The sequence below is a fragment of the Parabacteroides faecalis genome (assembly GCF_022809355.1).
GTDB classification, from domain to species: domain Bacteria; phylum Bacteroidota; class Bacteroidia; order Bacteroidales; family Tannerellaceae; genus Parabacteroides; species Parabacteroides faecalis.
Window position 1 is genome coordinate 1 of sequence record NZ_JAKZMM010000052.1, and the last position, 25,856, is coordinate 25,856.

Here is a 25,856-nt window from a genome sequence, read left to right on the forward strand (position 1 = left end):
TGGGGAATGATTCACAATCTAAAAAAAAAGTCAGCGGACAAAAGACCAAACCAAGACAAAGGTTTTAAAAAAAAGGTCTAAAGCTCGCTGAAGAATAATTCAAGTTTTAACACTCTAAAGCATACGGATATGGCAGCAACATTCGGAAAATACCCAAGTTTAGACAAGCAGTGGAGAAAGATGATGTTTTCTTTTTATCCTTATTTGTCTACAAAGAATAGAAATGCAACCCAAGAAGAATGGAAAATCAGAAGACTTATTTGGGATTTCAAAGACGGCAAGGCATTTGCAAATGTAGCTCATTTGGTAGCCAACAAGCTCATTCAACTTTATGGTAAAGAAACCAATAATATTATCTTTGCTTGTGTTCCGGCTTCAAGTGCAGAGAAGAACGAAAAGAGATATAAGCATTTTTCATCGATGGTTTGCCAACTATGCGGAATGTACAACGCTTATGACCATATTAAGGTTAAGGGAGAAAAATCAGCCGAGCATGATAATGTTAGTAAAAGTGAAATACACAACAAACAAGTGATAGAGTTCGACCAAGATTTTTTCAAAGGTAGAAAGGTTATAGTTTTTGATGATATTCTTACTAAAGGATTTGCATATGCTATTTTCGCCAATAAAATAGAAAAAATGGGAGCAGAAGTATTGGGAGGACTCTTTATCGGTAAAACAGTTTATAGTAACTAATATGACACCAAAAGAAGAATACATAATGAAGAAAACAGGTCTCTTTCAAAATGAGACCTTGTTTTTCTATACTTATATCGCTCACAATGGACAGATATACAAGACAACTGCTGCCAGTCTTGATATTTGTCGGAAGTTGCGGGACAGATGGCAACGCCATCTGTCCACCTCTTTTACCGGACATCGCCACATAGCTAATTATGCAGAAGTAAAAAAGAAGGTGGAAAATGCGGTTAGATTCTGTTATAAGAATGGTCAGCGATTCTTTTATGTCGGTGGTGCTATCGGTTTTGATACCATAGCAGCTGAAAGTGTACTTAGATTAAAAGAGGAATTTCCTGATATTGTTCTTATTGTTGTTGTGCCATTTCCGCAGCAAGATAAGCTGTTTAATAGCTCATACAGAAACAGATACTTTAATATTCTTAATATGGCAGATGAAGTTATTACCATTTCAGATAGTTTTTCAAATTTCGCATATCTGAAACGTAATGATTATATGATTTCCCACTCCTCTCAGCTTATTGCCTATTGGGATGAAATATCTTTAGGTGGTACATCTTATACGGTAAGAAAGGCATACGAAAAGAAACTAACCATCTATAACCTTTATAAATAATGGTTATAGATGGTTAGTCTACTTTTTCACACAAAAAGTAGCAAAAAAAGTACCTTAGAGGTACTAATTTAATATCTTTGTACACATACAACTGTTTAATATTCACTAACTTAATATTAAGTATGCGGGAAAAAGAATTGCTTAAAGTTGCACTACAAGGTGATTTCTATGTCATTAAGATTTGCAAGACTGAGGAAGGTGTATATGTTCTTAAACAAATGTGCGCTTCTCAAACGCCAAGTTGGTGCATTATTGAGAAGTCATCTAAACTCTCAGATATTGAATTTTGTATATCCATTATGCGCCATTCATCCAAGTATATTCTTAATGCGAGTGAACGGATTAAGGTGTCTGATCTCATAAACCTTAGCGAAGCCGGTTTCCAGGTAATACGAATATCACCATTAGATAAACTTGTGGTAAAAAAATTTAACCCTTTAACAAAATCGTGGATTAAGCTATCTTCTTTTCCGAAAGTATGCCTGAGAGAAAATTTCCTGTCGGAGAAATTATGCAACAGAGATACTATCCTTATTGATTGACTATAATTAATGCTTAATTTGTCATGTAAAAAAAGACCGCCTTTAATCGGCGGCCTTTTCTATAGTTGCTGCTTTCAGGTCATCATTCCAATCTTTCTTTTGTGGAAACTCAGTATTCTGAACCCGGTAAGCTGTATTTTTTAATACCTCATTATCCATTTGCTCTACATCATGCTGCATACCTCTAAGGTTATTATCAAGCCATAGCGTGTACTTATAACCCTGCTTGTCATTATCGAATATAGTCCGTAGTGACTTCACTTCATTCTTACTGATAATGATACGAAGTAGCTGCATTTGTCCTTCGGTAAGTGTACCTTCTGTAGATACATAAACAAGATTCAAGCTTGTGTCTTTGTGACATAGTTGGTAGTGAGATATACAGTCTATGATAGATTCTCCTACGTATAAAATATCAATTGGTCTGCTTTTGTCATGGTTACTTGTTGCCAGACAATCAAACTTTCCACCGATGATTCCCTTGAATGTTTCATTTCTCTGGGAAATTGCTTGGACACCCTTGTCATTGTACATCTTTACACAGATGTTTCTGTATGTGGTGTTTTTGTTCTTAACTTCCCTAATTAGAAAGACATCTTTAAAAACCGGACTATCTATACTTTCTTCTGATATACCGCGTTTCTGTAGATAATTACCCTTATAAGGTAAAAGCTGTTTAAGGTACATTGTCAGTTCGTCTGTACTCATGCTCGTGTTACCAACATCGTATCTGCTGTTTTCCGGAGTAATTATCTGGTTCGTATTTATGTAGTTTTGTAAGATTTCACCGACTTCTCTTAATGTCGGTTGCTTCCCGGTTGTCTCAAACAGATGTTCCTGCATCATGTCGAGAATCGTTCTGCCTCTTACATTGTCGCTGTGCACATCCCAATAGGTATATTGGTTTTGTGCATTCCGCTTGATGACAATGGTATGTGTACCATTACTCATTTTAGGGCAGCTGTTAGAAGAACCGGCCACAAATTTCCAACCCAGATTTAAGAGAAAATCAGGGAGGGAAATTTCTGTTTTTAGTCTGTTAAAATCAACTTTCATTATTGAATATCAGTGTTTTATGTATTACAAAGATACTAAAAATTATCCAGTTTTACAACTTTATAGTTCTATAATAATCATACAAAATTACGACTTATTGCGAAATTGTTGTAAACCTGAGTTCGCCTATTTTACCGGTACCAGTTTCCGGATCTATGCTTTTGCTTTCATCAAAAACAGTTTTCCCATCTTTGGTCACCTTCATTCTTACACTTGCTTTTTCGTTTGAATGTACCATGCCTTGTGCGGCAATTTCCTTAACCTTTCCTTCTGTTACATAACTTGCACTTGCCGTAAATTCATCATCTATTGATAGTGAAGAATCTCCAGTTTTCTCGTTCCTTATATTAACCTTGTCAAGATTTGTTATATGTGCAAATCCTTTTGCATCAGTTCCACTGACCTCAATTGTTATTCTATACACTCCTGCATCACTGCTTCCTGTTGTCGGATCATCATCCTTACTGCATGATACTGTCAATAAACTAACTGCTGCTAATAATGTTGCAAAATACTTTTTCATGATAATTCAATTTATTAGTTAATTAAAATTTCTTTCTTGTCTCTGATTGTGTGTAGTATCAGGATTATTGCGTTTTTTGATTTTTTCTTCAACGCCTTTCAAGACCTCGTTTACATCATTTATTATCTTAATATAATTCTGTTGCACGATTTCTTCAAGAATGTCCAGTTCGAGTTTTTCGTTACCTTCATCAAGTCTTACCGGAAGAGAGAAAGGTGGTATTTCTTTTTCCTCAAAACGGCACATGTTCATTTGTGCATTGAAGAAAGGAGGCTGTCCGCCAGCTATCTTTCCGATAAAGTGTCCTGCTGACTGTCCGGCCACTTCACGGGCTTTCAGGACTTTCTCTTTCTGGAGGCTTTCTGTTCGGCTTCCTCCGCCACTTTCCTGGTGAGAGTAACTTTCCTGGGCTTCCTTCTTTTCGCCGAACAGACTTTCAATATCTTTGGCCGTCTTCTCATTTCCGGTCATTCCGTAAGCCTGTGTTCCGCAGGAGGCTTTGAGAATATTGGCACTCTTTTCTCCATAGTCCCTGACAGCCTGATTGAAGTCCTGTACGGCCAGTATGGTGGAAACATTGTGTTTTCGTGCTGTACCTATAAATGTGTCTATACCTTGCAGAAGGATTGTAGGAAACTCGTCAACCATGAATACGCTTGTTGCCTTTCCCGGATTGTTCATTTGAGACATCAGCACACTGCCAATGCAGCTGATTGCCGGTGATACAGCTTCTTTAATAGTGGGCGCATTACCAACACACATTAAAGTAGGATGTTCCTTGTTTGTTATATCCAGTGAGAACTCTTCTTCAGGTAGCGGAGACAAAACCCAAAATATATATTTGTTGTTCAATAGAACAAGTGGTGTCTGTGCTGAAGAAACAGCTCCGGCTGTCTGCTGCTGAGCTCCCAATTTCCAAGCTGTTAACATGGCTGACATATTAAGTGCTATTTCCGGATCTTCAGATAGCCACTCAAAAACAAGGTTGCTGTCAGATAAGGCAAAGGCTATAACATGCGGTAGGGTACAGATACCAAGGTCTTTTTCCTTGAAGCATTTATAAGCTATCGAATATACATAATTTATTGCATTGTTCGCCCAAAAGTCTGTTTTTTCTTTCCAGCTTGCTTCCAAATTCTTCATAAGTGTCACTATAATATTCCTTATGAATAAAGACTCATTACCCTTTGACATATATTTGGGTGACAATACATTAACCCTGACGGTTCTTGACATGTCTATAAAGTTTATGTAGGCAAAATTAGGTACCTCCCTGCCCTGCTTCCTGAAGTATTCGATACTTCCGTAAGCTATTCTTGAAAGTATTGGTGAGTTATCTTTTGTCGGATCACCCTCCCAGTCATAGATGAACCCGGCATAATTCCTTTCTGCACACTGATAAATCATTCCCTTTATCCAGCTTTCTGATTTACCTGAACCCGGACCTCCGTCAATATATATATTCTGCTGTGGCTTGTGGATGGTAAGTGGCCCATTTGCTGTCTCAAATCTGAAATAAAAGGGTGATTCCACATTACTCAGGCCGAATATACTTTCATCTGATTTGACATGTCTCCTGAAGAAGTAAGGCATTGTCTTGATGATTAACAATGTGTAGGCTACAAATATCACCGGGAAAACGAATAGATTATACCAGTTTGACAACTCACTGAAACCAACCACAAGTATAGTGGCCGTCATTAAGGTCAGACTTGTGTAAAACCATTTTTTACTTTCATCATCAGGTTTCTTATATGGAAAAAGAAAAGCTAATCCGGCGATGAGTATCACATACAGGAAACGGAACATGATTCCCTTAACCAGCAGTTTTTCCCACATGGCCTGATTCCTGACCGGAACATACAAACCGTTTACTATAGCCCACTGGAATAATACAGCTATACCTATCAGAGTAGATAGCAGTATAAGGATGAATGACAGGTCTTTCTTTTCTTTTTCCATAGTTCAATCTTTATGCGTTAGTCTCTTCTTTCTTCTCACTCTTGCCGAGCAGTTCTACACGGCTTATGTTCATAGTGACAGACGGTATACAGTTTCCGTCCTCTTTCTTGAATACATCAATAAATATATCTCCAGTCACATATACCTGAGTACCCTTTTTGATATATTCCATGATTTTTGTGTCAAAGTTTACAAAGCAAGTTATCCAAAGAGTCTTGTCTTCTGTGTCTCCAACTCCTTTAAACTTTGATGAAACAGGGAAATAAAATCCTTTACCACTCTTGTTTGAACGTGCGTCTGCACCTACATAACCGATTAATTGTCCTGTAAACATAATTCTTCGATTTAGGGGTTAAATATTCATTGTTATTTCAGCAGGCTTGACCATTTCCTTGCTCATTTCTGCTGTTTTGTTAGTTTCAAAATCTATTCCAAACACCTTGCTTACTGCCTCTTTCCCTTCATTGTTGCTTACATTGACATTTAGCCTGTCTATCATAAGCAACGAAGGGTTATAGCCGGCTTCTTTCAACTCTTTCAATTTATCTTCATCGCCCTGGCTTGCCGCCAGTAAGAATTTTTCATCATTGCTCAGTTTAGGTTCCATTCCGTAAACCTTCTCCTGTATCATGGCACTTGCCTTGGCTACATCGGAAAGAATGGTGTATATGAATTTCGGATCTTGACTCAATGCCGACAGCCAGCTCTTCAGATACATCGCATTCTCCTCCCTGATACAGGTTGATATACCCATGGTTTTACCGCATGAAGCAGAAGTTAGCTCTGCGATAAGTTCTTCCTTGGCGTATTTGGAATCTCCGAATACCTCTCCTTTTTCTCTTTCCAGATGACCGACTTCACCGGTTGAATGTGCCATTTCATGCAGCAGTGTTGAATAAAAGGATTCACCTGTATCAAACTGTCCCTTCAGCGGGACAATTATATGGCATCCTTCTCCACGCCTGTAATAAGCACTGTCGCTTTCTCTCGGAAATATCGGACATATCCATTGCCTTTCTCTGATAAGTGCATCGAGCAACGGCATGGTGTACATGCCTTGTTCATCCTTCAGAGCCGGTGGAACAAACTGTGACTTCAGCTTTTCCCATTTCTCAGGTTGGACTTCCGGATAGTTGGTTTGAGAGACATTGAACACGTTATAGGTTTTCATATATGGTGTTACCTTATATTCCCTCTTTTCGTCCTCTGATAGATTCCGATAGTCTTCTATGCTTATCTTGTTCCCGTTCTTGTCCTTTACTGAGAAGTTCCAGTATATTACGGGGAACGATTTCTCTCCTTTTATAATTGAGGCTCCGGCTTCCTTAGCTTGCATGAATGTCATATACAATGGTGTGCTGTAACCCTTTTCTTCCGAAAGTAAGTACAGCATGAAGAGGTTTATCCCATTATATACTCTGCCTTCGATGTTCTGGGGTAAGCCCCCTCCACCTTCCGGAGAGAACCAGGGCTTTTTCCAGTCATGCTCAACCTCCTTGATTTTTTGAATCATGAGGTCTGCAAACTGTTTCAGTGCTTTGTCACCTGCTGAATCTTCTTTCATAACTGTTCGTATAAATGGTTATTCTCATATTCACATAGCCACTTGACGGCATTCTCATTATTGGGCCTCTCTCCTCTTGACTTCATGTCTTCAAGATATATTTCTGCCAAATCTTTCTGAGCGAGCAGAAACTCCAGGTCATCGATGACGCCTTCCTGTCTTTTCTGTACCAGTTCATTGTAGTCCATAATTGCATTTTTATAAGTCGTTGAACATCTTGTTTACAGTATTGGCAATAGGTCTGGCCATTTCTTTTGTATTGTCCGGCTTCGGACTGCTTGCCAACTTCACATCACCCAAAGTCTTGCCTTTGTTTTCAAGACCGAATATCTTCTGAACGGCGATGATGGTGTTTTCCTGTACGCCATTTTCTCGCATGGCTTTTATATCATTCTGTGTTATCTGATATCCGGTTTTTTGGATGTCCTGAATGACTCTGAAATTTCCTACCGAGGCTGCATCTAAAAGCTTGGCAGCCTGTTTCTGATGTTCGCTCAGTTCATCCGGCTTAACCTGAAAAATATTCTGAACTTCCTTCATTTCATTATCACTCAGATTCAGCTGTTTTCCTACACCTCTGATGTAATCTTCACTTGGCTTATAACCGTCCTCCCTGAGTTTGTCAATCGTTTCAAAGTCCCTTTTACCAACCGCTTCCTTAAACTCGCTGTCCATGTCTCGCCCTTTATCTGCCGATACCTTATTTTCTATGACGGGGTTTACAGCTTCCAGTTTAGGTCTCATCTCCTTTATCAGTTCATGAGCCTTTCCTTCTGTAATACTCTGTATGTTTGAGAACTGAATGCCTTTTTTGTCATCTGTGAGAGATATGTCGGCAAGGATATATCCGTCCTTGCTGTGCATGAGTTTACTCTCTAACGTATGACCGTTGGCAAGCAGATATTTGTCTGCTTTGGTTAACTTATATCCGTCATATTCCTCGGTCTTGCCTATCACATTAGGTATCTTAATTTCTTTGCTTGATCTCACGATTACCGAATTCAAGTCCTTGTCAACCTGAAGCATAATTGTACCTCTTTTGGTATCTAAAGGAACAATATCACCGTGTAGAAGACGCTCTTTCTCCGTTTTGTTAAGCTTGTGTCCAAGTATCCTGTCCGGAATGGTTAGGGTTTCCTTGCGGTAAAAGACGGAAATGCCGTTCTCACTCATACGCAGCTTCCCTTTCTTCTCACCTATATCCATCAGGTCTGACATTATACCCTTTTCCAGTTTTGTTCCTTTACCGTCCAGCAGGTTGCCGGTGTTGTGTGCATATTCGTATAGCTCCTGGCCTGTATAGCATACTTTACGGTTATGGTCTATGATGGTGAAACCGTCTTTGTTCTCGCCCTTTATGTCATTCCACCGAATCACACTGATTCCTTTTTTTCTAAGTTCTTCGATGTATGAAGGCTCATTTGCCTTGTTCTTGTCAAAGAACGAACAAACCTTTTCTTTTGACTCCTCGGCTCGCTGTTCATTCCGGTTTTCTTTAGCTTTAGATCTGATTTCATCCAAAGATAATTGGATACTGTCATCCCCCTTGTGGAAAAGATAGCTTCCGTCATGATATTCTGTTTTATAGCCAAGAGTTTCCGACAAGGCTCTGAACTGCCCTATGTTATTATAGGAATAGTTCTCATAAGCTTCTTTCAGTTTCATATCATTTTTCGAATAAAGGTTCTGCCCTGATAATATACTTGTTCTCAACAGCCAGTTTCATGTGGCGGCCACCACCCTTTTCATACAGTTCTATCTCAAAGATTTTGTTGTCCGGAATTGTAAACTTGTTAAATCCCAGAACAAGCCTGTTGGCGCTTTTGCCCTTTATCTTTGTTTCAAAATCCTTTGTATAAATGGGATCTATGGTTGTTTCCTGCTGTATGGCATTCTTGCTCTTCTTGATGTCTCTTTGAAAGCATTTGACAAATTCAATGTCATAGTCTATATATGACTTGTTTTTCAAATCAAAGATGAAAAACATAAAGTCTTCATGTACATACAGGTTGGACATTGACAGCTCAAACTTGTTTTTTACCTCGCCAACACTGTAAATGTTCCTTTTCTTTGTTCTCAGCTCCTGAAGGCATTTGTCCATCACCTCACTGTTCACATCGATGTGGGCAGTATATTCACGCTTGTCATCATAGTTGTAGGTGAAGACCGAAGTCTCGTTTCTGCGGATGACAATGCTGTATGTATTCATGTTTTTGTCGATGACAAAAAGATTCGAATTTTCAACGGCATCCTTAGCTGTTGAAACCTTCAGCTGATTGTTGTAGCTCTGTAAAGCAAAGGACATTTCGTTACCTTGTGTGCCGTATATAATGTCTGAGGGGAAGAAAAACTCGGCCATGTGCATGTCACTGACATCCGCCTGATAATCGTTGTGTTCCCATTTACCGTTATCTTCATAGATGTTAGGGGAAGGATCGACAAGACCGTTTGCTATATATTTCACATGGTAAGTATAGACACTGCCGTCGATACAAACGACGGTTACATTTGTCTCTTTCTCAAAGTCTTCACTCTGTGCGCACAGTCTGACAACGTGGGGTGCTTCTTCAACCCTTTCTGCCGAAATAAGCTCTTTCTCTCCTACTTCAATATCGGACACTTGTACCGGGAATACCAGATGCTTCACAAAGTCAAATGATACGTAAATGTTCTTGGCTTTGATACTCTCCTGTTCGGGACTCTGTGCTTTTAAGCCGAATGCGGCCACACATAGAACAATTAAAATATAGATTCTTTTCATAACTTTCAATTATAAAATGCGGTGAATACTGTTATCGCCCATAACAAGACAATACAGGCGAAAAATGAAACCAAAAGCGGTTTGATTTCCGTAAATTTCTTACCCTGCTTTCTTGATATATAGATTCTGTACCCGAAAAACAGGGTTGCTATAACAATTAGATAATTCAAGATATTCAAAATCATAACTTGTCAATTAATGTTTCCAAAGGATGTGGCTGATTATTTTTGTTCTCTTCAAGCTCAGCATATAGTCTCTGCAATTCTTCCTGAACAGCTTTCCGTTTCAGCTTTGATTCTTTTGTCTCTTCCTGTATATACATCTGATAATTGCTCTTCAGATGTACCTTGACTTGCGAAAGTTTCATATTCAATATCTGTTTTGCTATCTGAGTCGTAGCATTTACAGCACTGGTTATCTCACTTGTCATTGTTCCGATAGAGGCAAGAGGCATATCTATATTCTGGACAAGTCCCTGCTGCATACGTTTGGCTGCCTGAGCCTTCATGTTGTTTGGTAAGTTCAGCCCTTCCATTGCATCATTGTCGAAGATGACAAAGGAAACAGGGCTGATCGTATTTCCTACCTTCAGGTTGTTTACCACTACCTCCAGCCGGTTTGCTCCTAATGTCGCCACACCGTAAAAGAGTGTGTTAGCCGGTATTTTCATGCCACAGACAACGGCATCTTCCAGCATACGCATTCTTACTGTACTGCCGGTAACGACTGTCTGGTCTCCATGTATGCAGGCCTTGAATAAGGTGTTGCTGCTTGGCATACTTGCCTGTTGCCTCCTTGTCCTTTTGCCATTCTCGGCTATATATATAGGCTGGTTGCTTACAAGGCTGTCCATTGCACTGCCTGGTTTGGGCTTAGTGGGATTTTCGGCTTTTTTCTTTTCCTGGTCATAACCTATAATCCTTTTATATATCTTTTGTCTATAGACATTGTTCTGCTCCAGTTCCTTTCGGATTTCAGCATTTTTCCTTGCTTCCCTTATAATCTCCTTCAACTCTTCTTCATCCTCAATGCTCGCAAGCTGCTTTTCCAGCTGTTCCGAGAGGTGGCTGTCGCTGCTGCCATATTCACCCATTACATCAGAGTATGGATCTCTTCTCATTTTCCGTATTTTCTCCAGTGTTGCCTGGTCATATTTTTCATTTCTGTTCTGAAGGTCGAAGTAGAAATCCGAACCTCTTACCTGTGATTCATCCATGATTCTTTGTTTCTCCTTCTCTTCTCTTTCATCCTGTTTATAGGCTTCAATCTTATTGAGGGCTTTGTCCTTTGCTTCCGAATCCGGCTCCAGCAATACACTTTGCCTTTCTTTTTCATTTTCCGCAACTTCCTTTGATGATGTGTCGTGAACAAAAAACACGTAGAGAAATAGACCACCTAATACGATGGGTATAATCATCAGAAGCTTGTTCTTGTCTTTTAAAAAATTATTAGTTTTCATGTTCGTCAGATTTTTCTGGTTGGGTATTATTATATTCTTCCTGGTTGTCTTCAATTGGTGCCGAATAATGCACGATCCAGTCCTCTATCTTGGCTCCGTGTGCATTTTCCTCACTTCTTGATACATCGTAGATGGAGAACTCTGCTTCTACCTTTCTTGAAATCTTTCCTCTGGCCCTATATCCCGTCTGTGTGAAAAGTATTTTCCCTGTTACAGGGATAGTTCCCATATCAATGACTATTTCGTCAATTGATACTCCGTATCTGATGTTCTTCTGAACCAGTGAATTGAGCATATTCACATCATTGTATTCGTTCAACAGCTCTTTCCCCTTGTTCCCAATGAGATTCAGGGCACTTGTGATATTTTTCTCATAGGTATTTTCGTCAAAGGCATACCATTTTCCGACAAAGGTCTTGACATGATTGATGTATTCGAACCTTCTCATATTTGATGCCGGCATACCACTTGCCTCATATACTTCCCCATTCTTGTCTATGACCAATGCCTGTCTGTAAGCTTTTTCCAGCTTCATCGTCTGATAGATGATGCATGTCATAAAAGCTATCGTAAGTACGACACAGTAGCCTATCGAAAGTCTTATAGTCATCTTTACGGCATTGTCTACACCTTTAAATTTCATCAAGTCCATATCTGCTATTTTTTATCATCGATTATACTTTCTCCAATTGATGCCGCAGCTCCTACATTTGTTGCTTTGGCTGCTGCTCCAGCTCCACCAAGCAGGGCTATGGTGGCTGCTGTCGTTGCTATCGACATAACCTTTGAGATAACCTTGCCGGCATCACTGTGTCCGACAATCTTTGACGACAGCCAGAAACAGCTGCAATATGCGCCGATTAGAGCCAGATCCATGCCCAGATATTGCAACTGTTGTGTTGCCATATCAACCATGTCGGCCGGTGATTCGCATAGTGCTTTTAATGTCTGCCACATAATCTGATTGAGTATGTTTATCACAGTGAACACCATACAGGATGAACAGAGAGTACCGAACCAGATGGATAGCTGTTTCTGAAATACCGGAAGCATACTGAACGCGAAGGCAAACGGGCCGAGTATAACCAGTATCTTTACAATAACTACACCTAAACCCAGGATGATGATTTGTATGATACCTACAACCAAGGCTGCCGCAGCGTGTAATACAAGTGCTACAAGGTTTGCCGGATTAAGGATATTGACAAGTTTCTCTATACTGGCTCTTAATCCTGTTGTCTCATCCTCTTCCGCTTTTTTATCAAGCTCATGCTGCATGGCTCCTGTTGTGTCCTCTCCAGCTGCCACTTCCGCTTCAAGTGAATTGGTCTCATATTCTGCTATCATTTCACCCTGCTCGTTGCTTGCCTTGGCCATAAATTGGGCAAATTCATTGGCTCTTTCTGAAGATAGCGATGTAGCTTCGTTTATGACTTCCATTGTTCCTACAATGGTCTGTGCGATTGGCTTATACATTGTCAGACAGAAAAACAGTACCAGACAGCGGCCGATTTCCATCATGTCCGGAAACTTGTCTTCATTTGATGTCAACAACTGACTGGCTCCGTGATACAGATAATTATAAGCCAGATTGCATATAAAACAGATGACTGCAACTCCAAATGCTATAACTGTCATCTTTGAAACTAATTCCATAGTGAGGCCGTCTGTTATTTGGAGTCCCCACAAAAAATTGTCCTGGTTCATAGGCTTAGTTGGTATATCTTGTATAGGCTGAAAGGCGACCTTGATAATAGGTCTTCCGATTGTGTCCTTTCATCGATTTATAAATGACTGTACTTCTGACTGTTTCGTTAAACTCTCTCATTTCATCTGCAGCCTTTTCAACAGACTCCTTTACCTGTTCGATAAAGGAGATTCTTCCTTCTGAGTTCATCGAGAAATAACTTGTTACCGTTGCTACCTTCATCAGAAGGTCGGTGCTGACGCTGAGATTGACTGTTACTCTTTGAAAATTAAGAAACTTCAAACAGTGGTAGTTGGAACCTACATTCATATAAAAGCTGTAGTCCTGACTCAGACAGGCAACGTCATCCAACAGATCAGCAAGCTCTTTCAGAGATTTCAGTTCCTTCATTCTGTCTATGTTCTGTAAACCTTCCCTTAATTTCTGGGCTGCTTCCATCTCCTTTATCTGCTCTATCCATTTCTTTACGTTGGTGTACCACTCTGTTGAATTAAGGAAGGTATGTCCCGGGTCATGCACAACCCACTGGGCATCTGCCTTCCCTGCACCTATAAACAGCATGGCTGTCGTGATTATGATTATTCCAAATAATTTCTTCATAAGCTTAAATGATAAATGTGATAGTAAATATTACGCATACTACCCAAGCTATCAGGTATGTACGTGCATTTTGCTTTTTTGTGGCCAAAGCCCAAACCACAAAGATGAGGGCTATGCCTAATAATGCTGCTGCTATACTGGGTGCTACACTGTTCATGCTCGTGTTCATGTCAGTGCTGTAGTTTAACAACTCCGTTAATCCTGCTGTTGCATCATCCATATTGCTTTCTCCTTTCTTCCAGATATAAGTTTATGGCCGTATAGGTCGAGCCTGTTTCTTTGAATAATTGCTTAATCCTGACTACGGTTGATTGTTTTGAGTCAAATGCTACCGCTGCAAAATCTGAGACCTCATTTCTGAATATGAATGCATCATTGGACATCTTGATGAAGAACTCCCTCCAGCGGTCTGTCCTTTGCAATGACTCTATCATATAGATTTCTTCGTCATTGATGGACAAGACAGACTGGATTTCCGGCAGGTTCTGGCGGTGCTCCGAGTGATCCAGGATTATCTTTGTAGCACAGTTGATGATAATTGAATCCTTTATTCCTGAAGGCATGTTCTTCAGGAAAAGGATATTCTGTGCTGCCAGAGTGATGCTTCCCTCTTTCTTTCTGAATGTACGGTACAGATAGGCTATGAAGTCTCCGAACTTTTCATCCTGAAGGAAATCCAGGGCTTCATCGATAATCAGTTCCTTCATCATACCCTGTCGTTTCTTAATCTTATCGACAATCATCTGAAGGGTAATGATGGCCACTAGCGGAAAGTATTCCTTCTTTGACGCATCTTCCATGTCAAATGCGATGAGCTTGTCATGGACAATATCCACGTTTTCCTTTGCGTTGAGCAGGAAACTGAGTTCACCGTCTGTATATGGTTCCAGCAGAAGAATAAGCTCTTCAATCTCGAATTTCTGCTTTTCAAAATCACTCATTCTTTTTTTGAATACTTCCTGAAGATATTTTCTATATGCTTTCATATCAGGAAAGATTCTTTCATTATTCTGGCCTACTGAAGAATTGTTTACATAGTCATAAAAGCCGATGATGGATTTCCTAAGAATCGCCGTCTCAGCCGGCATCATCTGTTCCCTGGCCTTCCAGATATAGCTTATTATGGCTACGATAGTCTTTATCTGGTCATCCGCTGATTCTGCGTCCGTTGTGTCGATATAGAGATACTTACCGTTCTTGTCACGGTCACACAGAAATGGATTGAAGGCAAATTTCTTCTGTTCTGTAGAATCAAAATATTTCCCTCCATTCAATGCTATCATAGAACGGTATGAACCACCGATGTCGATGATCATGATGTCTCTACCCAGCTCATAGCTTTGCAGAATGTAATTGTTAAGCCAGAAAGATTTTCCTGAACCTGACGGCCCGATAACTATCCTGTTCTTGTTATTCAACGTCGGATAATCCCAAAGATTTATCTTGACCGGTGTTCCGAAACGGTCATTGTATATGTGCCCTTTCGTATCTGAAACATACATACCTTCTTTTTGCAGATAGCAGATTGCCTGTTTGGTTGTATTGATGAAACCTCTGTAATTTGCCCTGGCGTTACCGGGTATGTTCGTAAAGAACAGATTACACAACTCTGCGTTTTCAACATAACAGCTGCTTTGGTTCATGAAGGAGAATCCTTGCTGTACAAGGGCTATCTTACGCATCAGTGAAGTCTTGTCCGTATCATTAAGAATGACATTGAACGAAGTGTAAGCGGTCTGATAGTCAAATTTCGTAATCTCTTCACAGAACAATCTTTGCTCCTTCTGCTTCTCTGCTGCAGGGGGATAAAAGTTGGTGATGTAGTTCAAGGCATCCTTCTCTGCTCCTATTGCTGTTACTGTCGCATCAGGATCTGTAATCTCGATGACCACATTGACGATATGATTAAAAGGCAATCCGAGACCTACGGGGTATAACATCGAGCACTTGCTCTTGATACTGTCCGGTATTTCAATGTTTCCACCGTATGAACGTGCTTTACCGGTGTGAGGAACGGAGAGTTCATGCAGATGCTCCCCCTCGATTGTCAGTGATAACATCGATACATACTGCTGGCCGATTTTCATTTCACCGTTCTGTGTGATGGCCATCGGATTCACAACCTTTTCCGTTGCATCTTCTACAGGTGTATCATAAGATAGATTGATGTAATCATAAACAGCATTGTTCAACTCTTTGCTGTTCATCTTCCTGATTTCGAATTGCTGGATAGATGCTAGACCATTCTCAAAATTAAGAAGCGATGCTTCCATCTCTGTCATTCGTCTCTCATAATCCCTATATGGCTGCTTAAACGGGTAATGTAATCTTCTTAACAGTGATGTGTTGGTCGCACTTTTTCTTATCTTGCCGTTCTTTTTCCCATTGGTAAATGTAAGATACAGATTAGTATAACTGTTCAGAATCTCCTTGCCGTCAAAATGCCGGTTGTTCTCTGCTATCAGAGCATTGTTTGAATATTCCTGATTGTTATACTCTCCGGTATAATAAAAAATCTGCTGATGTATGACAGTTCCGGCCGGAAGCATCTTCAAGAGAGCTTCAAGTCTCTCATGGATATATTCTGCTTCTTTTTCCGAAAGTGTGAACACTTCAGGAAGAAGCATTCTGTACCCTACTGTGATGTCACCGTTCCCATTGATGATTGCATCCTGGGTGATGGTCTGTATAGGCAATATGTCTGCCAGATCTGTGGCCTTGTCTGTTACTTGCACTTCTTCATTGCGCATATACAATATTGCAATGAGAAGAGCCAACAAACAAATGACAACGGCTGTTAGGATGATAAGTGTGACCATTGGCTGTTCAGTTTAGAATGAAATTGAAAATCTTTTTTTTATCTACTATTTTTCTTGGTGTTGCGCTCCGTACACTCAAACCTGTGAGAAAATCCGGATTTCCAGCCTTATGTTCCTTTTTCAAGGTATTGAACAGTAGCCCTGACAGAAATACTATTCCGCTGAGTAGAAGCGTTATGACCAGCGGATGCAGCTGCTTGAATATGCAGACGATAATCGTAATGGCTACTATAAGCATGAATATTCCGAATTGCCCGGATGACAAGCCGAAAAACTTGATAGGCTTGTTTATTTTCCTCATGGTTCTCATGGCTCAGATAATCAGGAAGGCAACCATAATCACTACAACTGCAATGATCCATCCTAACAGGTATTCTTTGGCATGTGGATTATTTGTAGCAAGAGAATAAATCACGAACACCAGTGCGATACCCAAAACGGCTGCGAGAATGTATTTTGCGACATCAAGGATTGTGTCAGCACCTTCCTTAGCTGTGTCTGTTACTTCCGAAAGACTACTTATCTTAAGGCCGCTCTGTGCTTCTAATTCAATCGGAGCTGCCACCATGAACAGAAACATAAGACCTACTGCCCACCTGCTTACACTGTTGTTTACATTCTCAAATCTCTTTCTTAATTGCTTTAGTACTTCCATAATTCTTCAATTTTAAAGTTTATACTTGTATTGTTTTAATTAAATTCCATTGTACATCTTCAAACCTTACGAACTTTTCCATTTCAGTGTCTTCCGTTTTTTCTTTTGTTTCTTCCGGCTTTTTCCCACTGTAATAGTAAGTTCTCCCATCTAAGAACATGTCCGCTATCTCCTTGGCAAGGTCATCTTCCTCGGTGTTCTCAACTTGAAAGATTACCCTGATGACCGGCGCTTTTTCCTGTATATTTTCCCTTTTGTCTTTCTCTACTCCAGGTACTTGTTTCTTTTCATTATTTCGCCCGTCTTTCGAGACTTTTCTTTTAGTCAGAAAATGATAGATACCAAGAGAGATGACAATAAGTATAATAACATCTGCTATGCTCATATCAACGACCATATTAATAGCCAGACAACCAACGCTACTACGTAGGTAATAATAGCTTCCTTTGTTTTTTCATGATTGGTTATCAGCTTTTTAAGTACAGATAATCCTGCACAAATAAAGCCAATACCAACCAGCATTGCACCTATTTCACGGTACAACGATATCAGGCCGGATACATCTGTACTGGCTTGCAATAAGACAATAAGTAACATGATTTTTATTTATAAAGGAGAATCTTCAATCCCGCATTCCATACGGTGTTCCAGTTCTTTACAGACAACGGACTCCACATTTCTTTTATTCCGACGGTGAATGCGAGCTTTGGCAATATGAAAAGTTCTATTTCAGTCCCTATTTCCGGACCTACGATAAATTGATACTCTTTTGATGGATGTCTGGTGTATTCTGTGCCCAGAAAACATCCTATACCTATATTCCAGTAGATTGATTTAAGGTTACTGGCTATTGTTCGGTTATAACTGCCGTTTACAAACCAGTTCCGGGCTGTTTCTTCCCTTTGTTGGTTCTGCATTACCGGCATTATGCCTAAAGGCTGGGTTGCTTCAGTATTGACTGAATAATCGAAACTCTTTTCAAAATAATTCAATCCGGCTTTCCAGTAGGATGTTCTGTCAATGTATTTTGAGAATGATATATTTGCCATGTTATCAGCTTTCCCGAATATATTGGTACCATAACTACCTTCTAAAGCTGAAATCCTCTTGTAGTGTCTCTGTGCTTTAATCACACTGCCTCCAGTAAACAGGAGGAGAATCAGTATTACGATTTTCATGTTGCTGTACATAGTGCTTTCTATTTTTAAAGTTAATATTATCCAGTTTATTATTTTTATGTTTTATCATATCCTAATCTAGTAATTGTATCAAATCCTGCTCATTCTGTCAGGAAATTCAATTGATTCTGTTCAAACATATAGATAATATGCAAAACCGCAAATAAAAAGACATTTTAATTTCAGCGACATGCTGTTTTATTAATCTAGTTTCATTTTTTGTTATGATGTAAAACATATAATGGCAAGCACAAAAAAAAGACAGGATACTAGTTGTGTAAAAGTATCCTGTCCTTTTGTAAGCTATCTGAAGATCTTTTTTCTGGCTTTACTGAGAGCCTGTGGTGTTATTCCGATGTACCTTGCTATTTCCTTTAACGGAACATGTTTAAAAAGCCATTTTTCTTTATTTAATACCTTTTCATACCTTTGATCGGCAGTCATACAGTGTATTCCTTCTTCTCTTTCTATTCTGTGCATAAGAGATTTTTCAAGGTGAAAAATAGCCAGCTTACAGAAATTGAAAGATTCTCCGAACATCTCATAAGCCTTGTGCTTTTTCATTCGCCATACCTTACAGTTTGTATTGGCTTTGATACTGTAACAGGCTTTGTGTTCCGGATTATGCAGGAAAAAAGGATTTATGAATGCCCTGTCATCCATAAATCGTGCATTAACAAAGCCACCCTTAGCGTCAGGAAAGCAGATGTTCAGGATTCCTTCTTCCAAATAGTAGAAATGCTCAACCAATTCATCTTTGGTAATCAGATAATGTCCTTTTTTCAAATGAAAAGGTTCGAAATTCTCTTCAAAATAGATTTTTTCTTCCGGCGTAAAGCTGATGTGTTCTTGAAGTTCCATCTTCTCGATGGTTTCTTCAATGAGTTTAGTTATTTGTCTAGGTGCCATAAATATATATAATGGCACGGTTCCGCCGTGCCAAACGAGGGAGTGGTGTCGCCCTTATAAAGCACTGCTTCCCCGCGCCGTATTATTCGGTACGGGTTCGCAGCTGCTTTATAGTTTAACTTCTGACACCACTCTTCCGTTTGGCAGCTGTACGTATGTAAAAAACGGATTCCCATATGACATGGAAATCCGTTGCAAAATTATAAAAAGTTATTCATTTATCTCCTATAATTGCCTAATATCAGCCATATTTATAGTATAATTTTCCTTTGGTGGCATCTTCATAACGTGGATATATGTATTTCTATAAATCTCGTTTTTTAATTCTAAATCATCATCGCTGTATGCCCATTCTGTAAACTCCTCATTAAAACTTCCGCTACCAAATATGAAACAATCTTTATATTTATAGGTTTCATATACTTGTACTCCCTTTTTTCTTAAGAAGGCATCTTTGAGGCCTTCATAATATTTTGCGGTAATTATTGCTTTTGCCTTTTCATCAAAATATTTGAGGGTTTCTTCTGAAAATCTGAATTTTACGCTATATGCCCACTTCTCATTTTCTTTTTTCACAAACTCGTATTCGAATTTTGTTTGTGTCAGATTCTTGTTTATTGCATTTAATGTTGCAATCACTTTTTTCTTGCGGTCATGGTTATTTGCTATGTTTATATCGAAGTGCTTGGCCAATTCATCCACAGTCAATGTAAACTCTGGTTCCTGACCTTGTTGTATCTTATGTTTTATAAGTAAAATCATTTTGGACAAATTCAGATAGAATTTCCGGTATGCCCTTTTGTTTGGCAGACATCTATAGTCTTTAAGGTCTATCAGATTATATCCGGTGAACATCATATTCTTCAAATCTTTACTCAGATTCACCTTATACAATCGCTTCGTCCTTTTCTTTGTTCCAAAATTGTCTTTGATGTCGAAGCTTTCTAAAATAGGGATAAATTTGTATTTTGATACTCCATTTACAGTATAGCCAACACTGAGTGTATTCTTACCTAAACTGAATAAGGCAGACTCAAAAAATGTTTCTATAGGATGTTCTATCTGCTCACCCTCATATTCAGTCTTATAAACAGGCGTTAACTGGCCAAATGTTTTTGCTTTCTGTTCTTCGGTCAACTTGCGCTGGAGTTTTGTCCTGTCATACCCCATAACCGTACAGAAGTCTTCAATCGAAAACCACATGTCACCGAACAGATCCTTCATTTGCGTGTTAGCGGCAAAAATTATGATATCATGCATGATTGTTCCTCCTGATTCAATTAATAAATCAAGACTAGCACCATTATTGGGTTCGCTTAATGTTCGTGGTACCCTGCTGAGTTCTTTGTATTGTTCTGTTTCAACCATAATTTAACCGTTTCTTTGTTTGCAAATATAGCGATTTTCTATTCATTTAGTGTATTATTTATACACTAAATAGCTAATAATGAAATAAATCGTTTGTCCAGATGTGTAAAAGTGTCCCAGTTTCTCTTTTTTTATACTTACAATAAAAATTATGCCACAAAGTGAGCTGTTACAAAAATTAACATTATGTTTTTATCTCCCTTTTATTTGAAGTCTTTTCATTAGTTGTGTAAAACCGTCCTAAATGGATGGTTTTATGCCTTTCCAGTTGTGTAAAAGTCTCCCGATTGCTTCTTCCAGTTGTGTAAAAGTGTCCCGATTGCTTCTTCCAGTTGTGTAAAAGTGTCCCGATTGCTTCTTCCAGTTGTGTAAAAGTGTCCCAGTTGCTTCTTCCAGTTGTGTAAAAGTGTCCCGACTTCGAAGCCAGTTGTGTAAAAGTGTCCCAATCTTAGTTTTGCGTTTATTTTCAAAAAGCCTTTTCACAAGCGGTATCTACAGTTTTTTTGTTTTTGCCAGTTGTGTAGAAGTGTCCCACATATTCATAATACCCTAAAAACCTAAATAAAGAAATGCTTCGACTTGTGTAAACATACTTTCGGAAAAATATTATCGGGTTAAATGCTGAATTATTTACATATATTAACTATTCTGCTTTGGCGATATAAAAATTAGGGCACTTTCCCGCAGTTGTGTAAAAGTGTCCCACTTACCCCAGATTTCACTAATAGTTGTGCAAAAGCGTCCGGGTTATATAATCATCAGTTTATGCTACCTCATATGTTCATCTATGACATGTGCGGTTATGTTTAAGTTTAAAAAAAACGGGTAAAACAGGATTCTTATACTCCTGCTTTACCCATTACCTGGCTTTTGATTCTGTAACAGATTCAAAATACTATAAACTCATATATTTCTTAACTGCCGCTTGAATTTCTTTATTGTATTTTTCAAATGCTATTTCCAGAATATTAGTTGCCAATACGTGCATACTTACATCAGATACATTGGCAAGTCTCTTCAGTTTAGCATGTGTTTCTTTTGATATGCGGATCATCTCCACTTCTTTTATTTTCCTTTCCTGGAATAATAAACTGTACTCTTCCTTTCGATTGCAAGACTTGTTCTTTTCCTTATCCTCTTGTTCGTCCTTGTTCTTTTTTTCCGAAAGTACGTTTTCTTCAGGTTTGATAACTTCTTTTACTTCCTGTGGTTGCTCTTCGCCATTCTGTTTTGTCTGCTCTGCTTCCACAGTTATTGTAGGAGCCACGTTTTCTGTTTCCTTTATTTCCTTTTCCATCTTGGATGCATTAGCCAAGAGCTTGCTCATGCCGATTGAAGTTGTTTTATTTCCCATGTTACTCCTCCTCTATATGTTTGCTGATTAATTCTATAACTTCCTCACAAAACTGGTCACACGGATGATGGTAATTACTGCTCAACGTTGACAAGTTCCTCTGATAATCTACTCTTGAATCTTTTATAAAGCTTTCCATGAGCTGGAAAGGAAGGTTTTCCTTTTTACTGACTAACTCTTTGAACTCAATGACATTCGTCATTACCCTATTCATTACACCTCTTACAGTTGTCTTTAAGCCATTTTCTTTTCTTGCCTTTATTATATTTTTATACACATTATCGTAGAAATATAGTGTTGCGCTTAAATCCGTATTGTTTGGTTCAAAAGGCATAATTACGATGTCTATGAAATGCAAAGCCTCTACTACTCCGTTTTGCTTAAGATTACCCGGGAAATCTACTAATATGACATCAAAACTTTCCTTCAGCATATCAAGCTGATTGATAAACTCTGAAGAAGATATATTCATCACTTCATATTCTTCCTTCAGGTTATTGCTTTCATCACTTTCTGACTGACGTAGCCTTCCCATTGTATTCTGCATGTCGTCTATATCTACAACCCCAATATTAATGCCATCCTCGCCCATTGAGTGTACGTAACCGGCAAATAACGCAGTAAGGGTTGACTTTCCTACCCCACCTTTGGGGTTCTCAAAAGCTAAAGTAATACCAGGTAATTTTTTTCCCATATGCTATTAAATTATGTTCTTTTGCAAATATATACTTTATAAATTACTTATGCAAGAAATCACATTATTTATTACTTGAAAAAGTAAGATATTTATTACTAACGTAAGATATTAATAAATAACATATAAACTATATTATGATATTAACAACATAAGAAAATATGTTATAAAGTAAGTAAGTAATAAAGAAATAATGTAACAATGTTATAATGTAACATTGTTACTAATGATACAAAGTAATGATGTAACTAATAAACGTATGTAATATTGTATATATGTAACATATGTTATTCTGTTATATATTTACATTTGTTGCAGAATTACTTATTATGTCCTTGATTTTTTAATCCAGATTAATTAAATCAATAAAATCCCCGGGGGTTATTGCTTATCATAATTATCTTGATTACTTTAGTACACGCAAGGTATGTTTTTGTATATACAAAAACGCCTTGCATCAACCGAGTTGATGTATTCAGCTCGGTTTACTCACACATTTATTGTTAGTATTATGAACGAAAAACGTACCGAATCTTTTATATTGAGATTGACAGAAAAGGAAAAAGAGATGCTTGTTTCTTTGGCTAATGAACATGATATGAGTATATCTTCTTATTTGCGAAATATGGCATTTAAAGGTTCTGCTGTTACCAAAACCGATATTCAGACCGTTATAGAATTAAAGAGAATAGGGAACAATATCAATCAGATTGCTAAACAAATTAATATGATTCCTCATGAAGATAATATAAAACTTTATCTTCAGGAACTGCATGATTTTTTAAATATGGTATCTGAAATAACCAAAAAACTTGTTTGAAATGATTGCTAAAATTGAACCGGCTTTTTCATCCATTTCAACATTAAGCAGAAAAATAGATTATCAGTTGGAGAAGATTTCTTCTGGTGAAGCAAAAGAATTATTCAACTCTACGGGTGATTCTTTATCTTCTTTTTCTGATTATATGTTTCTTTTCTCTTCGCTTAATGACAGGGTGAAATTACCTTATTCTGAAATCACCTTGAATCTTTCTCCAGGTGAAAGATTGTCTGAGGCTAATTGGATTAATCTCTCTAAAGAATATATGGAGAAGATGGGTTATGGGAACTGTTGTTACTCCATCATTTTAAATAAAGACAAGGAACACTCTCATGTCCATATATTACACAGTCGCATAGATTCAGAAGGTAAATCCGTATCAAATTCTTTGGATTACAAACGCTCTGAAAAGTTAGCACGGGAACTTGAAAAGAAATATAATCTTGTCAGCCTTAAAGAAAATGAAAGAACTAAAGAACGATTATCCTCAATATCCGGACAGCGCTACTATTTTGATAATGCTTTGAAAAAAGCACTCAGAAATTATGCTGTTAAAGAAAGGGTGATGCATATTTTATCTTCTTCAGGTGCAGCTGAACTGCTTGGTGACAGATTACAAAAATCAAAGCTGAGCAATGAAGAATGGATGTCAGTTCTTGGCAATCATGAATATGATTCAATTCTTTCTATCCTTAAAAAAGGTGGCTTCCTGAAATCTTTATATAAGGATGATCTTTTATCCAGACTTGATAAAGCTTTTGCTTCAAGTACCACCTTTCAGGAGTTCAGGGCCAATTTGCAGAAGGAGGGAGTGTATATGCGTCTTACAAGTAAGAAAGACAAGTCCTATTATGTTTATGGCCTGTCTGAAGATTCATTTTATATTAAGGATACATCCTTTCCTCAGAAATTCAGATATGGATATATGAACTTTGATGCAAAGTCAATGTCATACGATGAACAGAAACATTACCTGTTCAATAAACTGAATCTGATATTGGATAAATCAGATTCTTATGATGAATTTAAGCGTTTATTGAAAGAATCTGGTATCGGTATAAAGGAACATGTGAATAGTAAAGGCATATATGGACTTACTTATTCCGTCATGGATACAGATATTCCATTTGAATTTAAGGCTTCCGATATATCTCGCAAATTTACCTATGCTAATATTCAGAGTCATTTCTCCAGTGAACCGTTGTTGCATGACAACACGATTCACAGAGTAGGGGAGTGGCGAGAGTCTTTAGAACGCGATAATGAGTATATGTCACATTCTGCTCTTCCTTTTATACCGGATATTGATATTACCGGCGGTAGCAGGAAAAATAGAGAAGATGATCTTCCGCCTTTGAAACGGAAAAAGAAACATAAAAATAATGATTTGTCACTTTAAAAATATCAAATATGAATTTCCAGTCGCTTTTCAAAGAATATACTCCAGTAGAGTATGGTGATTTTTTTCGCCTTTATAGAATCAACAATAGGGGTTATGTCATTTACTGTAATGAAAATAACGTAATTTGCTGTATGGAATTATACGGTTTTACGGATATTTCGGTTATTATGCTGGCTGAATTACTGAAGGTTAATTTAGAAGAATTAGAAGATTGCGAAGAGTTTTCCCTGCCTGTTCATTGCAGCAGACAACAAATAATAGATTATTTGTTTGATGTTTCGGCAAAAGAAACAAATGTGAAACTAAAGCATGTATCTGGACTGCATGGCTATTTGCTCAAATCTATACATCAGGATAAATCAGGGCTGGATGCCTATCGCAACCTTTTTCAATTTGATCCTGTTAAGGGAACTACAAGACTTTTGTTTGACGATAATCAGTGCCTGGCTTCAATACGCACAGATAAGTCTGGTTCTGTATATATCTGCTGGAATCCTGTCTTTTTCTTTGGTCTGGATAAATCCGGTGATCCAGACTCAACAGGATATTTACTTGCTTCATCTTCAACTTTACTGATTGATTATGTTTTGTCCAAAATTTCTTGTGAAAGAGATATAATAGTAATGGCTGGTAGCAATTATTTAGAGGCTCTGCTTCTTATTTCTTCTTTCGTTACCTCACAAGATCTTTCTTATAAATTATCTGTTTGTTATGATGATATGAATGTGACCATTCAGTTCTTGAACTGGCCTACTCCTCAAAAGATTATTAATTTTATCTCACAACTTAATAAGCATATCCCTAACGGTTATGAAAAGCTTTCGTGTGTTATGGTAAATAAGAAAATATATTTGCAGGTTCCGGCTATCCGGTCTTATTTAAAACCGTTGCTTTACTTATACTATGATTTGTTGTGTGATGGCTCTTTAAAATTGTCATTATTGAAATCTGATGCTTCCTAATTATTATCTTTGTGCCCATTTTAATGCATTTATTATAAACCTTTATAAATAGCTATATGACAAAATCTGAATTGGTTAAACAAATATCTTATTCTACCTAAAATCCGCAACTATCATCCAATACACGATTAAGGGTAGATTTATGAGTCGTTAGTAGCAGCTTTCAGTAAAAAGCAACAGCACAACATCAATATGTAGCCACCAT

Annotated in this window: 28 protein-coding genes; 5 read left to right on the forward strand and 23 right to left on the reverse strand. The window is 38.1% G+C overall.

Going from position 1 to position 25,856, the window contains the following annotated elements; genetic code table 11:
* Positions 1–129: 129 nt before the first annotated feature.
* Complete coding sequence (locus MUN53_RS15565) at positions 130–696, forward strand: phosphoribosyltransferase (RefSeq protein WP_117893461.1); 567 nt, start codon at positions 130–132, stop codon at positions 694–696.
* Between the two features lie 25 nt (positions 697–721).
* A complete protein-coding gene (locus MUN53_RS15570) occupies positions 722–1,315 on the forward strand; it encodes an SLOG family protein (RefSeq protein WP_229092585.1) in 594 nt (197 codons plus the stop codon).
* A 584-nt stretch (positions 1,316–1,899) separates the two neighbouring features.
* On the opposite strand, the gene MUN53_RS15575 is transcribed toward MUN53_RS15570, so the two are convergent.
* The 23 genes from MUN53_RS15575 to MUN53_RS15685 form a co-directional block, all read right to left on the reverse strand.
* Positions 1,900–2,913, reverse strand: a complete 1,014-nt coding sequence (locus MUN53_RS15575; RefSeq protein ID WP_117893472.1) for a toprim domain-containing protein — start codon at positions 2,911–2,913, stop codon at positions 1,900–1,902.
* Between the two features lie 94 nt (positions 2,914–3,007).
* The gene (locus MUN53_RS15580) at positions 3,008–3,436 is read right to left on the reverse strand and encodes a beta-barrel fold lipoprotein (protein WP_087208987.1); all 429 of its coding nucleotides are present in this window, start codon (positions 3,434–3,436) and stop codon (positions 3,008–3,010) included.
* A gap of 18 nt (positions 3,437–3,454) precedes the next feature.
* A complete protein-coding gene (locus tag MUN53_RS15585) occupies positions 3,455–5,398 on the reverse strand; it encodes a type IV secretory system conjugative DNA transfer family protein (RefSeq protein ID WP_087208990.1) in 1,944 nt (647 codons plus the stop codon).
* A 10-nt stretch (positions 5,399–5,408) separates the two neighbouring features.
* The gene (locus MUN53_RS15590) at positions 5,409–5,732 is read right to left on the reverse strand and encodes a single-stranded DNA-binding protein (protein ID WP_117893475.1); all 324 of its coding nucleotides are present in this window, start codon (positions 5,730–5,732) and stop codon (positions 5,409–5,411) included.
* Between the two features lie 18 nt (positions 5,733–5,750).
* Positions 5,751–6,962, reverse strand: a complete 1,212-nt coding sequence (locus MUN53_RS15595) for an ArdC family protein (protein WP_117893477.1) — start codon at positions 6,960–6,962, stop codon at positions 5,751–5,753.
* Entirely contained in the window at positions 6,959–7,150 is a 192-nt protein-coding gene (locus tag MUN53_RS15600) for a hypothetical protein (RefSeq protein WP_117893481.1), read from the reverse strand. Before MUN53_RS15600 ends, MUN53_RS15595 begins: the two co-directional genes overlap by 4 nt.
* A gap of 10 nt (positions 7,151–7,160) precedes the next feature.
* Positions 7,161–8,627, reverse strand: coding sequence for a DUF3945 domain-containing protein (locus MUN53_RS15605; RefSeq protein WP_118038419.1), 1,467 nt, complete (start codon positions 8,625–8,627; stop codon positions 7,161–7,163).
* 1 nt (position 8,628) lies between these two features.
* Positions 8,629–9,723 carry a DUF4138 domain-containing protein gene (locus MUN53_RS15610; protein WP_118038418.1) on the reverse strand — a complete coding sequence of 365 codons (1,095 nt, stop codon included), beginning with the start codon at positions 9,721–9,723 and terminating at the stop codon, positions 8,629–8,631.
* Between the two features lie 181 nt (positions 9,724–9,904).
* Complete coding sequence (gene traM / locus MUN53_RS15615) at positions 9,905–11,182, reverse strand: conjugative transposon protein TraM (protein WP_117893493.1); 1,278 nt, start codon at positions 11,180–11,182, stop codon at positions 9,905–9,907.
* Positions 11,172–11,834: a hypothetical protein gene (locus MUN53_RS15620; RefSeq protein ID WP_215666692.1), complete on the reverse strand. Its 663-nt coding sequence runs from the start codon at positions 11,832–11,834 to the stop codon at positions 11,172–11,174. The genes traM and MUN53_RS15620 overlap by 11 nt, the downstream gene beginning before the upstream one ends.
* A gap of 5 nt (positions 11,835–11,839) precedes the next feature.
* On the reverse strand, positions 11,840–12,889 hold the full coding sequence (locus MUN53_RS15625; protein WP_215666693.1) for a hypothetical protein: 1,050 nt from the start codon (positions 12,887–12,889) through the stop codon (positions 11,840–11,842).
* A 4-nt stretch (positions 12,890–12,893) separates the two neighbouring features.
* Entirely contained in the window at positions 12,894–13,490 is a 597-nt protein-coding gene (locus MUN53_RS15630; RefSeq protein WP_087209021.1) for a hypothetical protein, read from the reverse strand.
* Positions 13,491–13,494: 4 nt separating this feature from the next.
* Positions 13,495–13,710 (reverse strand): hypothetical protein, encoded by a 216-nt coding sequence (locus tag MUN53_RS15635; RefSeq protein WP_087209024.1) that lies wholly within the window; start codon positions 13,708–13,710, stop codon positions 13,495–13,497.
* On the reverse strand, positions 13,703–16,309 hold the full coding sequence (locus tag MUN53_RS15640) for a TraG family conjugative transposon ATPase (protein ID WP_117893499.1): 2,607 nt from the start codon (positions 16,307–16,309) through the stop codon (positions 13,703–13,705). The genes MUN53_RS15635 and MUN53_RS15640 overlap by 8 nt, the downstream gene beginning before the upstream one ends.
* 107 nt (positions 16,310–16,416) lie before the next feature.
* Positions 16,417–16,671: a hypothetical protein gene (locus MUN53_RS15645; RefSeq protein WP_243326406.1), complete on the reverse strand. Its 255-nt coding sequence runs from the start codon at positions 16,669–16,671 to the stop codon at positions 16,417–16,419.
* The gene (locus tag MUN53_RS15650; RefSeq protein WP_117893505.1) at positions 16,623–16,964 is read right to left on the reverse strand and encodes a hypothetical protein; all 342 of its coding nucleotides are present in this window, start codon (positions 16,962–16,964) and stop codon (positions 16,623–16,625) included. Before MUN53_RS15650 ends, MUN53_RS15645 begins: the two co-directional genes overlap by 49 nt.
* 19 nt (positions 16,965–16,983) lie before the next feature.
* Complete coding sequence (locus MUN53_RS15655) at positions 16,984–17,349, reverse strand: hypothetical protein (protein ID WP_234248282.1); 366 nt, start codon at positions 17,347–17,349, stop codon at positions 16,984–16,986.
* A complete protein-coding gene (locus MUN53_RS15660) occupies positions 17,346–17,561 on the reverse strand; it encodes a hypothetical protein (protein WP_234248283.1) in 216 nt (71 codons plus the stop codon). Before MUN53_RS15660 ends, MUN53_RS15655 begins: the two co-directional genes overlap by 4 nt.
* A gap of 5 nt (positions 17,562–17,566) precedes the next feature.
* Entirely contained in the window at positions 17,567–18,154 is a 588-nt protein-coding gene (locus MUN53_RS15665; protein ID WP_117893514.1) for a hypothetical protein, read from the reverse strand.
* A gap of 291 nt (positions 18,155–18,445) precedes the next feature.
* On the reverse strand, positions 18,446–19,051 hold the full coding sequence (locus MUN53_RS15670; protein ID WP_118038414.1) for a Crp/Fnr family transcriptional regulator: 606 nt from the start codon (positions 19,049–19,051) through the stop codon (positions 18,446–18,448).
* Positions 19,052–19,276: 225 nt separating this feature from the next.
* The gene (locus MUN53_RS15675) at positions 19,277–20,419 is read right to left on the reverse strand and encodes a hypothetical protein (protein ID WP_234248284.1); all 1,143 of its coding nucleotides are present in this window, start codon (positions 20,417–20,419) and stop codon (positions 19,277–19,279) included.
* Between the two features lie 895 nt (positions 20,420–21,314).
* Positions 21,315–21,773 carry a DUF3408 domain-containing protein gene (locus MUN53_RS15680; protein WP_117893523.1) on the reverse strand — a complete coding sequence of 153 codons (459 nt, stop codon included), beginning with the start codon at positions 21,771–21,773 and terminating at the stop codon, positions 21,315–21,317.
* Position 21,774: 1 nt separating this feature from the next.
* Positions 21,775–22,467, reverse strand: a complete 693-nt coding sequence (locus MUN53_RS15685) for a ParA family protein (RefSeq protein ID WP_087209053.1) — start codon at positions 22,465–22,467, stop codon at positions 21,775–21,777.
* Between the two features lie 511 nt (positions 22,468–22,978).
* On the opposite strand from MUN53_RS15685, the gene MUN53_RS15690 reads away from it, so the two are divergent.
* The 3 genes from MUN53_RS15690 to MUN53_RS15700 are packed head-to-tail and all read left to right on the forward strand — an operon-like array spanning position 22,979 to position 25,651.
* Positions 22,979–23,287, forward strand: coding sequence for a plasmid mobilization protein (locus MUN53_RS15690; protein WP_181992657.1), 309 nt, complete (start codon positions 22,979–22,981; stop codon positions 23,285–23,287).
* A 1-nt stretch (position 23,288) separates the two neighbouring features.
* The gene (locus MUN53_RS15695; RefSeq protein WP_118038410.1) at positions 23,289–24,686 is read left to right on the forward strand and encodes a relaxase/mobilization nuclease domain-containing protein; all 1,398 of its coding nucleotides are present in this window, start codon (positions 23,289–23,291) and stop codon (positions 24,684–24,686) included.
* Between the two features lie 11 nt (positions 24,687–24,697).
* Complete coding sequence (locus tag MUN53_RS15700) at positions 24,698–25,651, forward strand: hypothetical protein (protein WP_147346332.1); 954 nt, start codon at positions 24,698–24,700, stop codon at positions 25,649–25,651.
* Positions 25,652–25,856: the final 205 nt, after the last annotated feature.